Origin of the sequence: Nonomuraea cavernae, from assembly GCF_014646355.1 — a bacterium.
Taxonomy (GTDB): Bacteria; Actinomycetota; Actinomycetes; order Streptosporangiales; family Streptosporangiaceae; genus Nonomuraea; species Nonomuraea cavernae.
In genome coordinates this window covers 132,442-145,320 of the sequence record NZ_BMNH01000019.1, presented here as the reverse complement: position 1 = coordinate 145,320, position 12,879 = coordinate 132,442, and the positions used below count along the sequence as shown (strand labels likewise).

Here is a 12,879-nt window from a genome sequence, read left to right as displayed (position 1 = left end):
TGGCATGGCCACCCGCTATGACAAGCTCGCCGTCCGCTACGAGGCCACACTCACCATCGCCGCCATCAACCAGTGGCTCCGCGCCTTATGAAACACGGCCTAGGGGACGCGTTCAGGCGCCGATCAGGGTGCGCAGGTGAGGGATCCCGACGGACGCGAGCGAGGAGACGACCAGCCGCCCCGGCGCCGGGTCGATCGGCAGCAGGCTGGGCACCGCGACCACCGCGCAGCCCGCCGCCGCGGCCGCTGCGACGCCGTTGGGTGAGTCCTCCAGCACCACACAGCGGGCCGGCCGCACGTCCAGCAGCCCCGCGGCGGTCAGGTAGGGCTCGGGGTGCGGCTTGGTGCGGGTGACGTCGTCGGCCGTGACGACGAGGTCGAAGCGGTCACGGCCGACGTCCTTGAGCACGGCGTCGGCGATCTCCCGGAGCGACGAGGTGACCAGCGCGACCGGGACGCCGTCGTCGCGCAGGGCGTCGAGCAGCTCGGCGGCGCCCGGCATGATCCGCACACCGCCGGACAACCGCTCCACCATGCCCTCGATCATCCATTCGCGCAGCGTCTCGGGTGCGACCGACGAGCCGGACACGGCCAGCATGTACGCGACCGTGCGCTCCATCGAGCCGCCGACGAGCTGGACCTGGTGCTCGGGGGTCCACGCGCTCCCGAGCCGCCCCATCACGGCGGTCTCGATCTCCAGCCACACCTTCTCGGTGTCGACCAGCAGCCCGTCCATGTCGAAGAAGACCGCTTCCATGCATCCCCCGATCGGTTGTCCCATGAGCGCCGTCGCGAAAGCCCCCGGCCGGGGACCGGGGGCCGTCGAGGCGGTCAGACGTTGAAGTACTTGGCCTCAGGATGGTGCGCGACCAGGGCGGAGGTCGCCTGCTCGGGGTGCAGCTGGAACTCCTCCGACAGGGTGACCCCGATGCGCTCGGGCTCCAGCAGCTGGAACAGCTGGACCTGGTCCTCGAGGTTGGGGCAGGCAGGGTAGCCGAAGGAGTAGCGGCAGCCTCGGACGTTGACCTTGAGCATGTCGTCGAGCGACTCGTCGCCGCCGATCCCCCACTCGGAGCGGACCCGGGCGTGCCAGTATTCGGCCAGCGCCTCGGTCAGCTGCACCGACAGGCCGTGGAGCTCGAGATAGTCGCGGTAGGCGTCCTTGGCGAACAACTCGGCCGTGGCCTCGGCGACCTTGCCGCCCATCGTGGCCACCTGGAAGCCGACCACGTCGACCTCGCCGGAGTCCTTGGCCCGGAAGAAGTCGGACAAGCACAGGTGGCGGTCGCGCCGCTGACGCGGGAAGGTGAAGCGGGTGCGCTCGCCGCCCGCCTCGTCGAGGATGACGAGCGAGTCGCCGTCGCTGACACACGGGAAGTAGCCGTAGACGACGGCCGCCTCCAGCAGGCCCTCGGTCTGGATGCGGTCGAGCCACATCCGCAGCCGCGGCCGGCCCTCGGTCTCGACCAGCTCGTCGTAGTCGGGCCCGCTGCCGCCCCTGGTCGGCTTGAGCCCCCACTGGCCGAGGAACAGGGCGCGCTCGTCGAGGAAGGCGGCGTACTCGTTGAGCGAGATGCCCTTGACGATGCGGTCACCGTGGAACGGCGCCACCGGCACCGGATTGTCGGCGGCCACGTCGGAACGGGCCGGCAACTCCTCGACGGGGGTGCGCCGCAGCACCGCGCCCGGCTTGACGCGGCGCTCGCGCAGCGGCGGCAGCGTCGCCCCCTCGACGCCGCGCTTGACCGCCATGAACGAGTCCATCAGCCGCAGGCCCTCGAACGCGTCCCGGGCGTAGCGGACCTCGCCCCGGAACAGCTCGGCCAGGTCCTGCTCGACGTAGGCGCGGGTGAGCGCGGCGCCGCCGAGCAGCACGGGGTAGTGCTCGGCGATGCCCCGGGAGTTCATCTCCTCGAGGTTCTCCTTCATGACGACCGTCGACTTGACCAGCAGCCCGGACATGCCGATGACGTCGGCCTTCTGGTCGTCGGCCGCCTCCAGGATGGCCGAGACCGGCTGCTTGATGCCGAGGTTGACGACGTCGTAGCCGTTGTTGGACAGGATGATGTCGACGAGGTTCTTGCCGATGTCGTGCACGTCGCCCTTGACCGTGGCCAGCACGATGCGGCCCTTGGTCTCGCCCTCGACCCGGTCCATGTGGGGCTCGAGGTAGGCGACCGCGGTCTTCATCACCTCGGCCGACTGCAGCACGAACGGCAACTGCATCTGCCCGGAGCCGAACAGCTCGCCCACGGTCTTCATGCCGTCGAGCAGCACGTCGTTGATGATCTCAAGGGCGGGCCGCTGCTCCAGCGCGGCGTCGAGGTCGGCCTCCAGGCCCTTCTTCTCGCCGTCGATGACGCGCCGCTTGAGCCGCTCCCACAGCGGCAGCGCCGCCAGCTCCGCGGCCTTGCCGCCGCGCAGGGCGGCGACGTCGACGCCCTCGAACAGGTCGATGAAGCGCTGCAGCGGGTCGTAGCCCTCGCGCCGCCGGTCGTAGATCATGTCGAGCGCGACCTGGCGCTGCTCGTCGGGGATGCGCGACATCGGCAGGATCTTGGAGGCGTGCACGATGGCCGAGTCGAGCCCGGCGTTGACGCACTCGTTGAGGAACACCGAGTTGAGCACGATGCGCGCGGCCGGGCTGATGCCGAAGGAGATGTTGGACAGGCCGAGCGTGGTCTGCACCTCGGGGTAGCGCCGCTTGAGCCGGCGGATGCCCTCGATGGTCTCCAGGCCGTCGCGGCGGCTCTCCTCCATGCCGGTGGCGATGGTGAAGGTGAGGCAGTCGACGATGATGTCGGGCACCTTCATGCCCCAGTCGGCCACCAGGGCGTCGATGGTCTCGCCGGCGATGCGGACCTTCTCCTCGGCCGTGCGGGCCTGGCCGTCCTCGTCGATGCACATGACGACGACCGCGGCGCCGTGCTCGCGGACGGCGGTCATCGTCTTGTGGAAGCGGGACCCCGGACCTCGGCCGTCCTCGAAGTTGACCGAGTTGACCACCGCGCGCCCGCCGAGCATCTCCAGGCCGGCCCGCAGCACCTCGGACTCGGTCGAGTCGAGCATGATCGGCAGGGTGGAGGCGGTGGCCAGGCGGAACGCCAGCTCCTTCATGTCGGCCACGCCGTCACGGCCGACGTAGTCGACGCACAGGTCGAGCAGGTGCGCGCCGCCGCGCGCCTGCTCGCGGGCCATCTCGACGCAGTCGTCCCAGCGGCCTTCGAGCATGGCCTCGCGGAAGGCCTTGGAGCCGTTGGTGTTGCAGCGCTCGCCGATCGCCAGGTAGGAGGTGTCCTGGCGGAACGGGACGGTCTGGTAGAGCGAGGAGGCGCCCGGCTCGGGGTGCGGGCGGCGGGCCACGGGCTCCTTGCCGTGCACCCGCTCGACGACCTGGCGCAGGTGCTCGGGCGTGGTGCCGCAGCAGCCGCCGACCAGGGACAGGCCGTAGTCGCGGGTGAAGGTCTCGTGGGCGCCGGCCAGCTCACCGGGGCTGAGCGGGTAGTAGGCGCCGTCGGAGGTCAGCACCGGCAGACCGGCGTTGGGCATGCAGGACAGCCCCAGCCTGGAGTGGCGCGCCAGGTAGCGCAGGTGCTCGCTCATCTCGGCGGGGCCGGTGGCGCAGTTGAGGCCGATCAGGTCGACGCCGAGCGGCTCGATCGCGGTGAGCGCGGCGCCGATCTCGGAGCCGAGCAGCATCGCGCCGTTGGTCTCGATGGTCACCTGGGCGATGATCGGCACGTCGCGGCCGGCCGCCTCGATGGCCCGCTTGGCGCCGATGACGGCGGCCTTGACCTGGAGCAGGTCCTGGCAGGTCTCGATGATCAGTGCGTCGGCGCCGCCCGCGATCAGGCCGGCCGCGTTGTCGCGGTAGGCGTCGCGCAGGCTGACGTAGGGCAGGTGGCCCAGGGTGGGCAGCTTGGTGCCGGGGCCCATCGAGCCGAGCACGAAGCGCGGCCGGTCGGGGGTCGACCAGTGGTCGGCGCGCTCCCGGGCGATGCGGGCGCCGGCCTCGGAGTATTCGAAGACCCGCTCGCCGATGTCGTATTCGGCGAGCGCGGCGAGGTTGGCGCCGAAGGTGTTGGTCTCCACGCAGTCGACGCCCACCGCGAAGTAGGCGTCGTGGACGCCGCCCACGATGTCGGGCCGGGTGACGTTGAGCACCTCGTTGCAGCCCTCGTGCCCCTGGAAGTCGTCCATGGTGGGGTCCTGGGCCTGCAACATCGTCCCCATGGCCCCGTCGGCGACGACCACGCGCTGGGACAGGACTTCACGGAACGAGGGACGGCTGCTCATGCGCCAAGCCTAACGGCTGCCCGGGAACGCTATTCTGCCGACAGTCAATTGAACATCACGTCCAATTGGGGTTCTGATGGCCTATCGCACCGTCCTGGTCGGCACCGACGGTTCCGCCTCCTCCTTCCGCGCCGTCCGCGCCGCCGCGTCCCTGGCCGGGGCGACCGGCGCCACCCTCGTCCTGGCCTGCGCGTACCTTCCGATGAGGGAGAGCGAGCGTTCGGCCGCGGCCGAACGGCTCGGCGAGCTCGCCTACAAGATCAACGGCTCCACACCGGCCGACGACGCGCTGCGCGCGGCCCGCGAGCACGCCGTGGCGGCCGGAGCGACCGACATCGTCCTCGCGGCCGAGGAGGGCGATCCGGTCGACGTGCTGATCTCGCTGGCCGGCCGCCGGCACGCGGATCTGCTCGTGGTCGGCAACCGCGGGCTCAACAGCCTGGCGGGCCGGCTGATCGGCTCGGTGCCGTCCGCGGTGACCCACCGCGCGGCTTGTGACGTGCTGATCGTCCACACCACGTCCGGCGGGCGCCACTGATCGTCGTCACCACGTGACATGAGCGCCTCCTCACCGCATAGGCTTAGCGCGACGGAGGAGACAGGAGGCGACACGTGATCGAGCTCGAAGGGCTCCCCGAGCTCGTCGATCCGGTGCTGATTGCCGCGTTCGAGGGGTGGAACGACGCGGGCGAGGCCTCGAGCGGTGTGATCGCCCATCTCGAGTCCGCCTGGAAGGCCGAGCCCCTGGTGGCACTCGATCCGGACGACTACTACGACTTCCAGGTCACCCGCCCGGTCGTGGAGATGGGCGACGGGCTGACCAGGTCGATCATCTGGCCGACCACGCGGCTGCTGCGCGCCCGCCCGCCCGGCCTCGATCACGACGTGGTGCTGCTGCGCGGCATCGAGCCCAACATGCGCTGGCGCTCGTTCTGCGCCGACATCATCGAGGTCTGCCGCGAGCTGGGCGTCGAGTTCGCCGTCATGCTGGGCGCCCTGCTCAACGACTCCCCGCACACCCGTCCGGTGCCGGTCATCGGCGGCGCCACCGACGAGGGCCTGGCCCGCTCGACCAACCTGGAGCTCAGCCGCTACGAGGGCCCGACGGGCATCGTGGGCGTGCTGCAGCACGCGTTCGGCGAGGCCGGCCTCAGCGCGATCTCGCTGTGGGCCTCGGTCCCCCACTACGTGGCGCAGCCGCCCAACCCCAAGGCCACGGTGGCGCTGCTGCGCCGCCTGGAGGACGTGCTGGAGATCCCGATGCCGCTCGGCGATCTCGACGAGGAGGCCCGCGCGTGGGAGCGCGGCGTCGACGAGCTCGCCTCGCAGGACAGCGAGGTGGCCGAGTACGTCAAGGAGCTCGAGGAACGCAAGGACGCCGCCGAGCTGCCCGAGGCCAGTGGCGACGCGATCGCGGCCGAGTTCGAGCGCTACCTGAGACACCGGGACACCGACACTGACAGCTGACTTGCCGCCAATTGACGGATTTTTCACGAGTTAAGGGTAATAATCGGGGACCGTACAAACTTGCACCAAGTTGGGACCCCTATCCGCCTCCTGAAGGCGGACCTTCGCCGACCCCGTGACGCCCCTGCCCGTGTGACTGCGCACCGTTAGGCCAACTCATGGCGACCTCCCACGTAGATCCGCACCAGCGAAGCCAGGACGCCAGGCGGCGCGTCCTGGAGATGGCTCTGTCCGTCAGGAACGAGCGCCCGGGCGGGTCGGTGGACCACTTCCTCGCGCTCCTGCAGTATCGCCTCCCCTTCTGGCTCAGCGTCCTGCACGACCTGGCCCACCGGGTGGGCCAGGGCAGGGTGGCCGACAACCTGATCCCCATCGTGCGGGCGGGCATCGACTACTACGGGGAGGTGCAGTCGGCCGCGCTGCCCGCCTTCACCTCGCCCCACGTGACCGTGCGGTTCCGTGAGGCACTGCGCGACCACGGGCTCGGGCCGATGGCGGAGATCGTCCCGCTGGCCTCCTACCTGGAGGCGGAGCAGCGCGCCGGCCGCGTGGTGGCCGGGGTGGACCCGGTGGCGACCGCCCGGCTGCTGCTCGCGGGCTGCTTCCACCACGCCTACATCGCGATGTTCGTGGGCGACGAGGCGGTCCCGCCGCCCGACGCGGCGGCGGAGCAGATCGTCCGCGAGCTGCGCCTGGAGCCCGGCGGGCAACCGGCCTGACCCTCCCGTACGCTCCCGTCCGGCTCCGCGCGGCCCGTCCGCGCACCGGTCCCGGGCGACGCCGCCGGGCGGCCGGTCACGGCGGCGCCGCCAGGTCCGCCGACCGGCCCGTCAGGCGCTCACCGCCCGTCCGGCCAGGGCCGCCGCCGTCTCGTCGAAGCGCCTCCAGACCAGGGCCGCCACGTCCGGGTCCGCGCCCAGGGGTTCGCTCACCAGGTCTGCGCCGGCCGCGACGAGCCGGTCGTGGAAGAAGCCGGGGGCCAGCAGGTAGGAGGCGACGGCCACCCGGCCGGCCGGGCCCTGCCTGACCCGCTCCAGCGCCTCCTCCAGCGAGGGGGCGCCCGCCGAGGCGAACGCCGCCGTGACCGGCCGCGCCAGCCGTACGGCCAGCCGGTGGGCCGCCGCCCGCACGTCGGCCAGCGCCGAGGGGTTGGACGAGCCCGCCGCGCCGAGGACGACCGCGTCCGTGGACCGCAGCCCGGCGCGGGCCAGCCCCCGGGCCAGCGCCGTGGTGAGCAGCCGGTGCGGCCCCAGTGGCGGGGCGACGAGCGCGTCGGGGCGGTGCTCGGCGATCACGCCGGGCAGGTCGGCGTGCACGTGGTAGCCGCCCGTGAGGAGCAGGGGCACCACGACGACCGGACCGGGCACGGCGCACACGGTCGAGCCGAGGACGGCGCGGCCGGGCGTGGCGGACAGGACGTCGGCGAGCAGCGGCCTGCTGATCTCCAGGTAGGCCAGCTCGACGCGCTGCCGGGGGCGGACCGCGCGCACCGCGCCGGCCAGGTCTGACAGGGTCCGCTCCCCCGCCTCGCTGCGCGTGCCGTGGGCGGCCAGGACGAGCGCCGGCGTCACAGGCCCGCCTCGTGCGAGCAGGCGAGCCGGTAGCCGCGCTTGACGACCGTCTCGACGACTCCCCCGGCGCCGAGGGCGCGGCGCAGCCGGGTGATGGCCATCTCGACCGCGTGCTCGGCGGAGTCCCTGGCCAGGCTGCCCGGCAGGACGGTACGCAGCTCGGCTCTGGACACCACGTGACCGGGCTTGTCGGCCAGCCGCTTGAGCACCGACATCGGCGCGGGCGGCAGCGGCCGGAGCTCGCCGTCGACCACCACCGCGTGGCCGCGGATCTCCAGCCGGTGCCCGCCCGCGACCACCCGGGTCACGCCGTGCTCGGGCAGGTGTCTGGCCAGCGCGCGGGCCAGCGCGCCGAGCCTGGCCCGTTCGGGCTGCAGGGTCCGTACGCCACGCGAGGTCAGCGGGTCGGCCGTGACCGGGCCGACGCAGGCGGCCACCACCCGGCCGCCGAACGCGGCCAGGAGCGGCTCCTCCAGGTTCTCGGCGCGGGCGGCGCCGAGCATGGCGTGCACGGCGGGCGCGCTGGTGAAGGCGACGGCGTCGACGGCGCCGGAGATCGTCTGGGTGATGAGGCGGCGCAGCGGCGCGATGTCACGGTAGGGCAGCCACCGGTAGACCGGGATCTCGATCACCTCGGCGCCGGCCTCCCGCAGGTCGCCGACGAACTCGGTCAGCGGCTCACCGTGCAGTTGCACCGCGATGCGGCGGCCGCGCAGGTCCTGGGCCAGCAGGTGCTGCTTGACCTCCAGGCACGAGTCGGTGGCCGGGGTCCAGTGGTCGTCCAGTCCGGCGGCGCGCACCGCGCCCCTGGCCTTGGGACCCCGGGTCAGGATGCGGGCTCGCGACAGATGGACGCCGAGGTCGGCGGACAGGCCCCAGCCCTCGGCGGCGGCCATCCAGCCGCGAAAGCCCACGCCCGTGGTGACCACCACGTCGTCGACGGGCCCCGACAGGGTGGCCTGGGTGGCGGCCAGCAGGCCGGAGTCCTCGGCGAGCGGCACCAGCCGGATCGCCGGAGCGCTCACGACGCGGGCGCCGCGCCGTTCGAGGAGCGCGCCGAACTCCTCGCGCCTGCGGGTCGCGGTGACGCCGATGGTGAACCCGGACAGCGCGTCGGGCGCGGTCTCGTGCCGGCGTTCGGCGGCGGGATCTCGCGGCCCCGTGCCGGCGGGATCGTACGGCGGGGTGAAGTCCTCAGGGGGGAGCGCGCTCACGCGGACACCTCCAGGTGGATCGGCTGGGCCGGTGCGTCCGGCCGGGCCCCGAGCACCCGGCCAGGCATCACACGCACGTGAATCCGAAGTGAGATCACCCTGAGATAGTGCTTTCACGCCGTTTCGCCGACGGGTCTCTCCTGTTACCGCTGTGCTACATCGCCCAGCCCATGGGATTGATCATCGGAGGGGCGGGAATCCTGCGGAGGACGGCGTGACGAATCGGGGAGTTGCGGTGACAGTCCGGCCCATCCGTATGTTCGACGACCCTGTGCTCCGCTCGGTGTCCGAGCCGGTGCGTGACTTCGACCGTGAGTTGCGGGGGCTGGTGAAGGCCCTGACCGCGACCATCCGCGCGGGGGCCGGCCGCGCCGGCCTGGCCGCCCCGCAGATCGGGGTGCCGCTGCGCGTGCTCGCCTACTCCTACGAGGGCAGGTCGGGTCACCTGGTCAACCCGAGACTGGAGCTGTCGGAGCGGCGCGTCACCGCCGACGAGGCCTGTCTGTCGGCTCCGGGCGTGTGGTGGCCACTGGAACGCTCCTACCTGGTCACGGCGCGTGGCCGCGACATGTTCGGCAAACCCGTGGTCGTGCGCGCGATGGGCGTGCTCGCCAGGGTGCTGCAGCACGAGAACGACCACCTCGACGGCGTGCTGTTCAGCGATCACCTCGAGGCGGGCGAACGCGAGCGTTTCCTGGCCGCCGCCCTGCCTCCGGGCTGACCGTGACCCCGCGCGGCCGGATTCGCGGCGAGCGCGCGGCGCTGTGACGGATCGGTGCCGCCCCAGACGCCGTACGCCTGGCCGGTGCTGATGGCGTAGTCGAGGCAGGGCTGTCGCACCGGGCAGCCCTGGCATATCGTCTTGGCGCGTTCCACCTGCTCGTGACCCAGGCCTTCCGTCGAGATCGGGAAGAACAGCTCCGGGTCCAGGGTCAGGCAGGCGGCCGCGCGTGACCAGTCGAACATCATCATGCTCACCACGCCTACCCACGCGATACGTGGTCATACCTGGTCGAACAGCCGATCCCAGTCGGCCAGAAACCTGTCCAGCCCGTAACGGGCCAGCGCGGCGGCCCGGGCCGCCTTGCCCGCGCGGGCGGCGTGCTCCGGATCTCCGGCGAACTCGCCGAGCGCGCGGACCAGCGTGTCCACCCTGGTCGAGAGCACGCCCGCCTCCGGCGGGACCGCCTCGACAGCCTCCGTGGCCGCCAGCGCGACCACCGGCATGCCGAGCGTCATCGCCTCGACGAGCGCCAGCCCGAGCGAGGTCCATCGGTAGGGGTGCAGGTAGACGCGCCGCCGGGCCAGCTCCGCGTGCATGACGTGCCGCGGCGGATCCTCGTACGTGCCGTACGGCAGTCCGGTCACCCGCATGCCGAACACGTCGAGCGGCACCTCGGCGGCGAACCGGGGCAGCAGGTCGGTCCCGGCGACCCGGGCCCGCCGGACCGGCTCGTTGACCACGACCCCCGCCCGGGGCAGCTCGCCGGTGTAGAGGGGGCCGGGGTCGGGGACGCCGTGCTCGATCACCCGGGTGGGCGCCCGGCCGTTGTCGTAGAACAGCTCGTTGAAGTGGGTGACGTGCACCAGCGTGATGTCGTCGCGGCCGGCGAGCGGATGCCGGGTCCGGGGCACGTCGCCGGCCGGGGTGTTGTGCTCCACGTAGACGCCCGGCAGGTCGCGGCCGAGCCAGTCGCGGGCCAGCTCCAGCTCCTCGGGCCGCTGGTAGACGACGACGTCGAGCGGCTCGCCGCGCAGCCGGTCCCAGGGCACCTCGCGGGCGTTCGCGGGCCAGTCGTAGGTCCGGGCCCGGCCGCGGCCGTCGGGCCCCCGGCCGGGCAGGAGCGGCAGGACGTAGTCGTGGCCGCCGCGCACGAACGCGTCGGTCCACGAGCCGTGCACGTGCCAGAGCAGGATCCTCACCAACGGCTCCAGTCGGCCCCCCCGACGCGGAGCGCCGAGCCGGCCACGGCCCCCTGGAAGGCGCCGCCCTCGTGGCGGGCGTCCTTCAGCACCCGGTCCACGGCCTCCGTCAGATCCTCGGCCACCTCCGGCGCGTCCTGGATCTCCTCCGGCCGCGTCTGCCGGGTGGGCACCAGGATCCCGCGGGCGCCGGCGGCCCTGGCGGCCTCCATGTCCCTGCCGATGTCGCCCACGACCACGCAGTCGCGCGGGCTGACGTCCAGCACGGCGGCCGCCCTGATCAGCAGGCCGGGCGCGGGTTTGCGGCAGGTGCAGCCGTCGCCGTCGTCGTGCACGCAGATCGCCCACGCGTCGAACGGGCCGAGCAGTTCCTCCACCTTGGCGTTGACCTGGTCCATCTCGTCCGGCGAGAGCAGCCCCCTGGCCACGCCGGACTGGTTGGTGACCACGGCGACCGGCACCTCGGCCCGGCGTAGCCGCACCAGCGCGTCGATCGCCCCTGGCATGGGCTCCACCCGGTCCGGATCGCCGTTGTACGGGACGTCCCTGATCAGGGTCCCGTCACGATCGAAGAGCACGGCCCCGGGACGTCGTTGTTCGAACACCTCTCACCTCCGTCGAGCTGCCCGCCAGCTACCCGGGGGCCGGACCGGCAAACAGCCACGCACCGTGACCAACCCCGCCACGGCCGCCTGTTTGCGCAGCTCAGATACCCCTTGATGTTTGGAGGCCGCTTCTCTAGGTAGCCGTTCTCCCGGATCCTTGGGGGGCCGGCGATGAGATTTCTCGGTATCAACGCGATCTTCCACGACCCTGCCGCGGCGCTGGTGGCCGACGGCCGGGTGGTCGCCGCCGCGGAGGAGGAGCGGTTCAGCCGCCGCAAGCACGGCAAGCGGCCGCTCGCCTTCTCCGCGTGGGAGCTGCCCGAGCAGGCCGCGGCCTGGTGCCTGCGCGAGGCCGGCCTGGCTCCGGAGGACCTCGACGCGGTCGCCTACTCCTACGACCCGGCCCTGGTGACCGGCCGGCACGAGGGCGTCTGGGAGGACCTGCGCACCACGTACGCGCTGCGGGCGCCGAACTTCCTGGCCACGGCACTGCCCGGACTGGATCCGGCCCGGGTGCGGTTCGTGCCGCACCACGTGGCGCACGCCGCCTCGGCCGGGCTCGCCTCGCCGTACCGGGACTGCGCGGTGCTCGTCTGCGACGGGCGCGGCGAGAACGTGTCGCACCTGGCCGGGCGCTACCGCGACGGCGAGCTGGAGGTGCTCGCCGCGCAGGAGCTGCCGCACTCGCTGGGCCTGATGTACGAGGAGGTGACCGAACACCTGGGTTTTCTCCGGTCGAGCGACGAGTACAAGGTGATGGCGATGGCCTCCTATGGCCGGCCGCGGCATCTCGAAGCCCTCCGCGAGCTCGTCCGCGCGACCGGTGACGGCGGCTTCCGGGTCGAGCCGATCGACTGGAACGGCTTCGCCAAGGCGCTGCCCCGGAGCGCGCCGTGGACGGCCGACCACGCCGACCTCGCCGCGAGCGTGCAGGCGCGGCTGGAGGAGGTGCTGCTGGACCTGGTCCGCTGGCTGCACGAGCGCACCAGCGAGCGCCGGCTGGCGCTGGCCGGCGGGGTCGCGCTCAACTGCGTGGCCAACACCCGCCTGATCGACGAGGGGCCGTTCGACGAGGTCTGGGTGCAACCGGCCGCGGGCGACTCGGGCACCGCGCTGGGCGGGGCGCTGCACCTCGCGCACGCCTACGGTGAGCGGGCCGCGCCCATGCCGGGCGCCGACCTGGGCCGCGGGTTCACCGACGAGGAGCTCGGCGTCTGGCTGGACGTGGCGCGGGTGCCGTACACACGGCCGCCCGACCTGGCCGCCGCCGTGGCCGCCGAGCTGGCCGCCGACCGCATCGTGGCCTGGTTCCAGGGGCGTTCCGAGTACGGCCCCCGGGCTCTCGGGCGCCGGTCGCTGCTGGCGCATCCGGGGCACGCGCGCAACACCGAACGGCTCAACGACGTGAAGGGGCGCGAGCAGTTCAGGCCGATCGCGCCGATGGTGCTCGACTCGCGCGCCGCCGCGATCTTCGGCCGGGGGCCGCTGCCCTCGCCGTACATGCTGTTCGTGCACGATGTGCGTCCCGAGTGGCGCGACCGCATCCCGGCGGTGGTGCACGTGGACGGGACCGCGCGTGTCCAGACGGTGTCGGCCGGGACGGATCCCCTGCTGGCGCGCGTGCTGGCGGCGTTCGAGGCGAGGACCGGGCTGCCCGTGCTGGTCAACACCAGCCTCAACACCGCCGGGCGTCCCATGGTGGACGATCCCCGCGACGCGCTGGAGTGCTTCGGCTCCTCCCCCGTGGAGGTGCTGGCGCTGGGTCCCTACCTGGTGCGGCGCGGCGAGGTGTTCGCCTCTTGA

Annotated in this window: 12 protein-coding genes; 5 read left to right on the top strand and 7 right to left on the bottom strand. The window is 72.7% G+C overall.

The features are described from left to right. Window positions 1-112: 112 nt before the first annotated feature. Window positions 113-757 (bottom strand): HAD family hydrolase, encoded by a 645-nt coding sequence (locus IEY82_RS26610; RefSeq protein ID WP_189126943.1) that lies wholly within the window; start codon window positions 755-757, stop codon window positions 113-115. Between the two features lie 74 nt (window positions 758-831). Beyond that, the gene (gene metH / locus IEY82_RS26605; protein WP_189126942.1) at window positions 832-4,296 is read right to left on the bottom strand and encodes a methionine synthase; all 3,465 of its coding nucleotides are present in this window, start codon (window positions 4,294-4,296) and stop codon (window positions 832-834) included. Between the two features lie 76 nt (window positions 4,297-4,372). Between metH and IEY82_RS26600 the strand changes: the two genes are divergently transcribed. The 3 genes from IEY82_RS26600 (at window position 4,373) to IEY82_RS26590 (ending at window position 6,482) form a co-directional block, all read left to right on the top strand. Beyond that, window positions 4,373-4,834: a universal stress protein gene (locus IEY82_RS26600; RefSeq protein ID WP_263648561.1), complete on the top strand. Its 462-nt coding sequence runs from the start codon at window positions 4,373-4,375 to the stop codon at window positions 4,832-4,834. A 74-nt stretch (window positions 4,835-4,908) separates the two neighbouring features. Then, a complete protein-coding gene (locus IEY82_RS26595; protein WP_189126941.1) occupies window positions 4,909-5,763 on the top strand; it encodes a PAC2 family protein in 855 nt (284 codons plus the stop codon). A gap of 158 nt (window positions 5,764-5,921) precedes the next feature. Continuing rightward, window positions 5,922-6,482, top strand: coding sequence for a hypothetical protein (locus IEY82_RS26590; RefSeq protein WP_189126940.1), 561 nt, complete (start codon window positions 5,922-5,924; stop codon window positions 6,480-6,482). A 111-nt stretch (window positions 6,483-6,593) separates the two neighbouring features. Here IEY82_RS26590 and IEY82_RS26585 read toward each other — a convergent pair whose 3' ends face one another. Then, the gene (locus tag IEY82_RS26585) at window positions 6,594-7,334 is read right to left on the bottom strand and encodes a sirohydrochlorin chelatase (protein WP_189126939.1); all 741 of its coding nucleotides are present in this window, start codon (window positions 7,332-7,334) and stop codon (window positions 6,594-6,596) included. Next, window positions 7,331-8,548, bottom strand: a complete 1,218-nt coding sequence (locus IEY82_RS26580; RefSeq protein ID WP_225263779.1) for a uroporphyrinogen-III synthase — start codon at window positions 8,546-8,548, stop codon at window positions 7,331-7,333. The genes IEY82_RS26585 and IEY82_RS26580 overlap by 4 nt, the downstream gene beginning before the upstream one ends. A 235-nt stretch (window positions 8,549-8,783) precedes the next feature. On the opposite strand from IEY82_RS26580, the gene IEY82_RS26575 reads away from it, so the two are divergent. Then, window positions 8,784-9,269, top strand: a complete 486-nt coding sequence (locus IEY82_RS26575) for a peptide deformylase (RefSeq protein ID WP_189126938.1) — start codon at window positions 8,784-8,786, stop codon at window positions 9,267-9,269. Here the strand turns inward: IEY82_RS26575 and IEY82_RS26570 are convergent. From IEY82_RS26570 to IEY82_RS26560, 3 genes are read right to left on the bottom strand one after another with little or no spacing between them, the layout of a single operon-like run. Then, window positions 9,212-9,520, bottom strand: a complete 309-nt coding sequence (locus tag IEY82_RS26570; RefSeq protein WP_308016003.1) for a WhiB family transcriptional regulator — start codon at window positions 9,518-9,520, stop codon at window positions 9,212-9,214. The genes IEY82_RS26575 and IEY82_RS26570 overlap by 58 nt on opposite strands. Before the next feature lie 30 nt (window positions 9,521-9,550). Continuing rightward, window positions 9,551-10,471 carry a glycosyltransferase gene (locus IEY82_RS26565; protein ID WP_189126937.1) on the bottom strand — a complete coding sequence of 307 codons (921 nt, stop codon included), beginning with the start codon at window positions 10,469-10,471 and terminating at the stop codon, window positions 9,551-9,553. Then, entirely contained in the window at window positions 10,468-11,076 is a 609-nt protein-coding gene (locus IEY82_RS26560) for a D-glycero-alpha-D-manno-heptose-1,7-bisphosphate 7-phosphatase (RefSeq protein WP_225263777.1), read from the bottom strand. The genes IEY82_RS26565 and IEY82_RS26560 overlap by 4 nt, the downstream gene beginning before the upstream one ends. A gap of 171 nt (window positions 11,077-11,247) precedes the next feature. On the opposite strand from IEY82_RS26560, the gene IEY82_RS26555 reads away from it, so the two are divergent. Continuing rightward, the gene (locus IEY82_RS26555) at window positions 11,248-12,879 is read left to right on the top strand and encodes a carbamoyltransferase family protein (protein ID WP_189126936.1); all 1,632 of its coding nucleotides are present in this window, start codon (window positions 11,248-11,250) and stop codon (window positions 12,877-12,879) included.

Excerpts from the sequence above, each read along its gene's own strand:
- IEY82_RS26555 (WP_189126936.1), top strand. The coding sequence starts at position 11,248 with ATGAGATTTCTCGGTATCAACGCGATCTTCCACGACCCTGCCGCGGCG.
- IEY82_RS26610 (WP_189126943.1), bottom strand. The coding sequence starts at position 757 with ATGGAAGCGGTCTTCTTCGACATGGACGGGCTGCTGGTCGACACCGAG.
- IEY82_RS26590 (WP_189126940.1), top strand. The coding sequence starts at position 5,922 with ATGGCGACCTCCCACGTAGATCCGCACCAGCGAAGCCAGGACGCCAGG.
- IEY82_RS26570 (WP_308016003.1), bottom strand. The coding sequence starts at position 9,520 with ATGATGATGTTCGACTGGTCACGCGCGGCCGCCTGCCTGACCCTGGAC.
- metH (WP_189126942.1), bottom strand. The coding sequence starts at position 4,296 with ATGAGCAGCCGTCCCTCGTTCCGTGAAGTCCTGTCCCAGCGCGTGGTC.
- IEY82_RS26600 (WP_263648561.1), top strand. The coding sequence starts at position 4,373 with ATGGCCTATCGCACCGTCCTGGTCGGCACCGACGGTTCCGCCTCCTCC.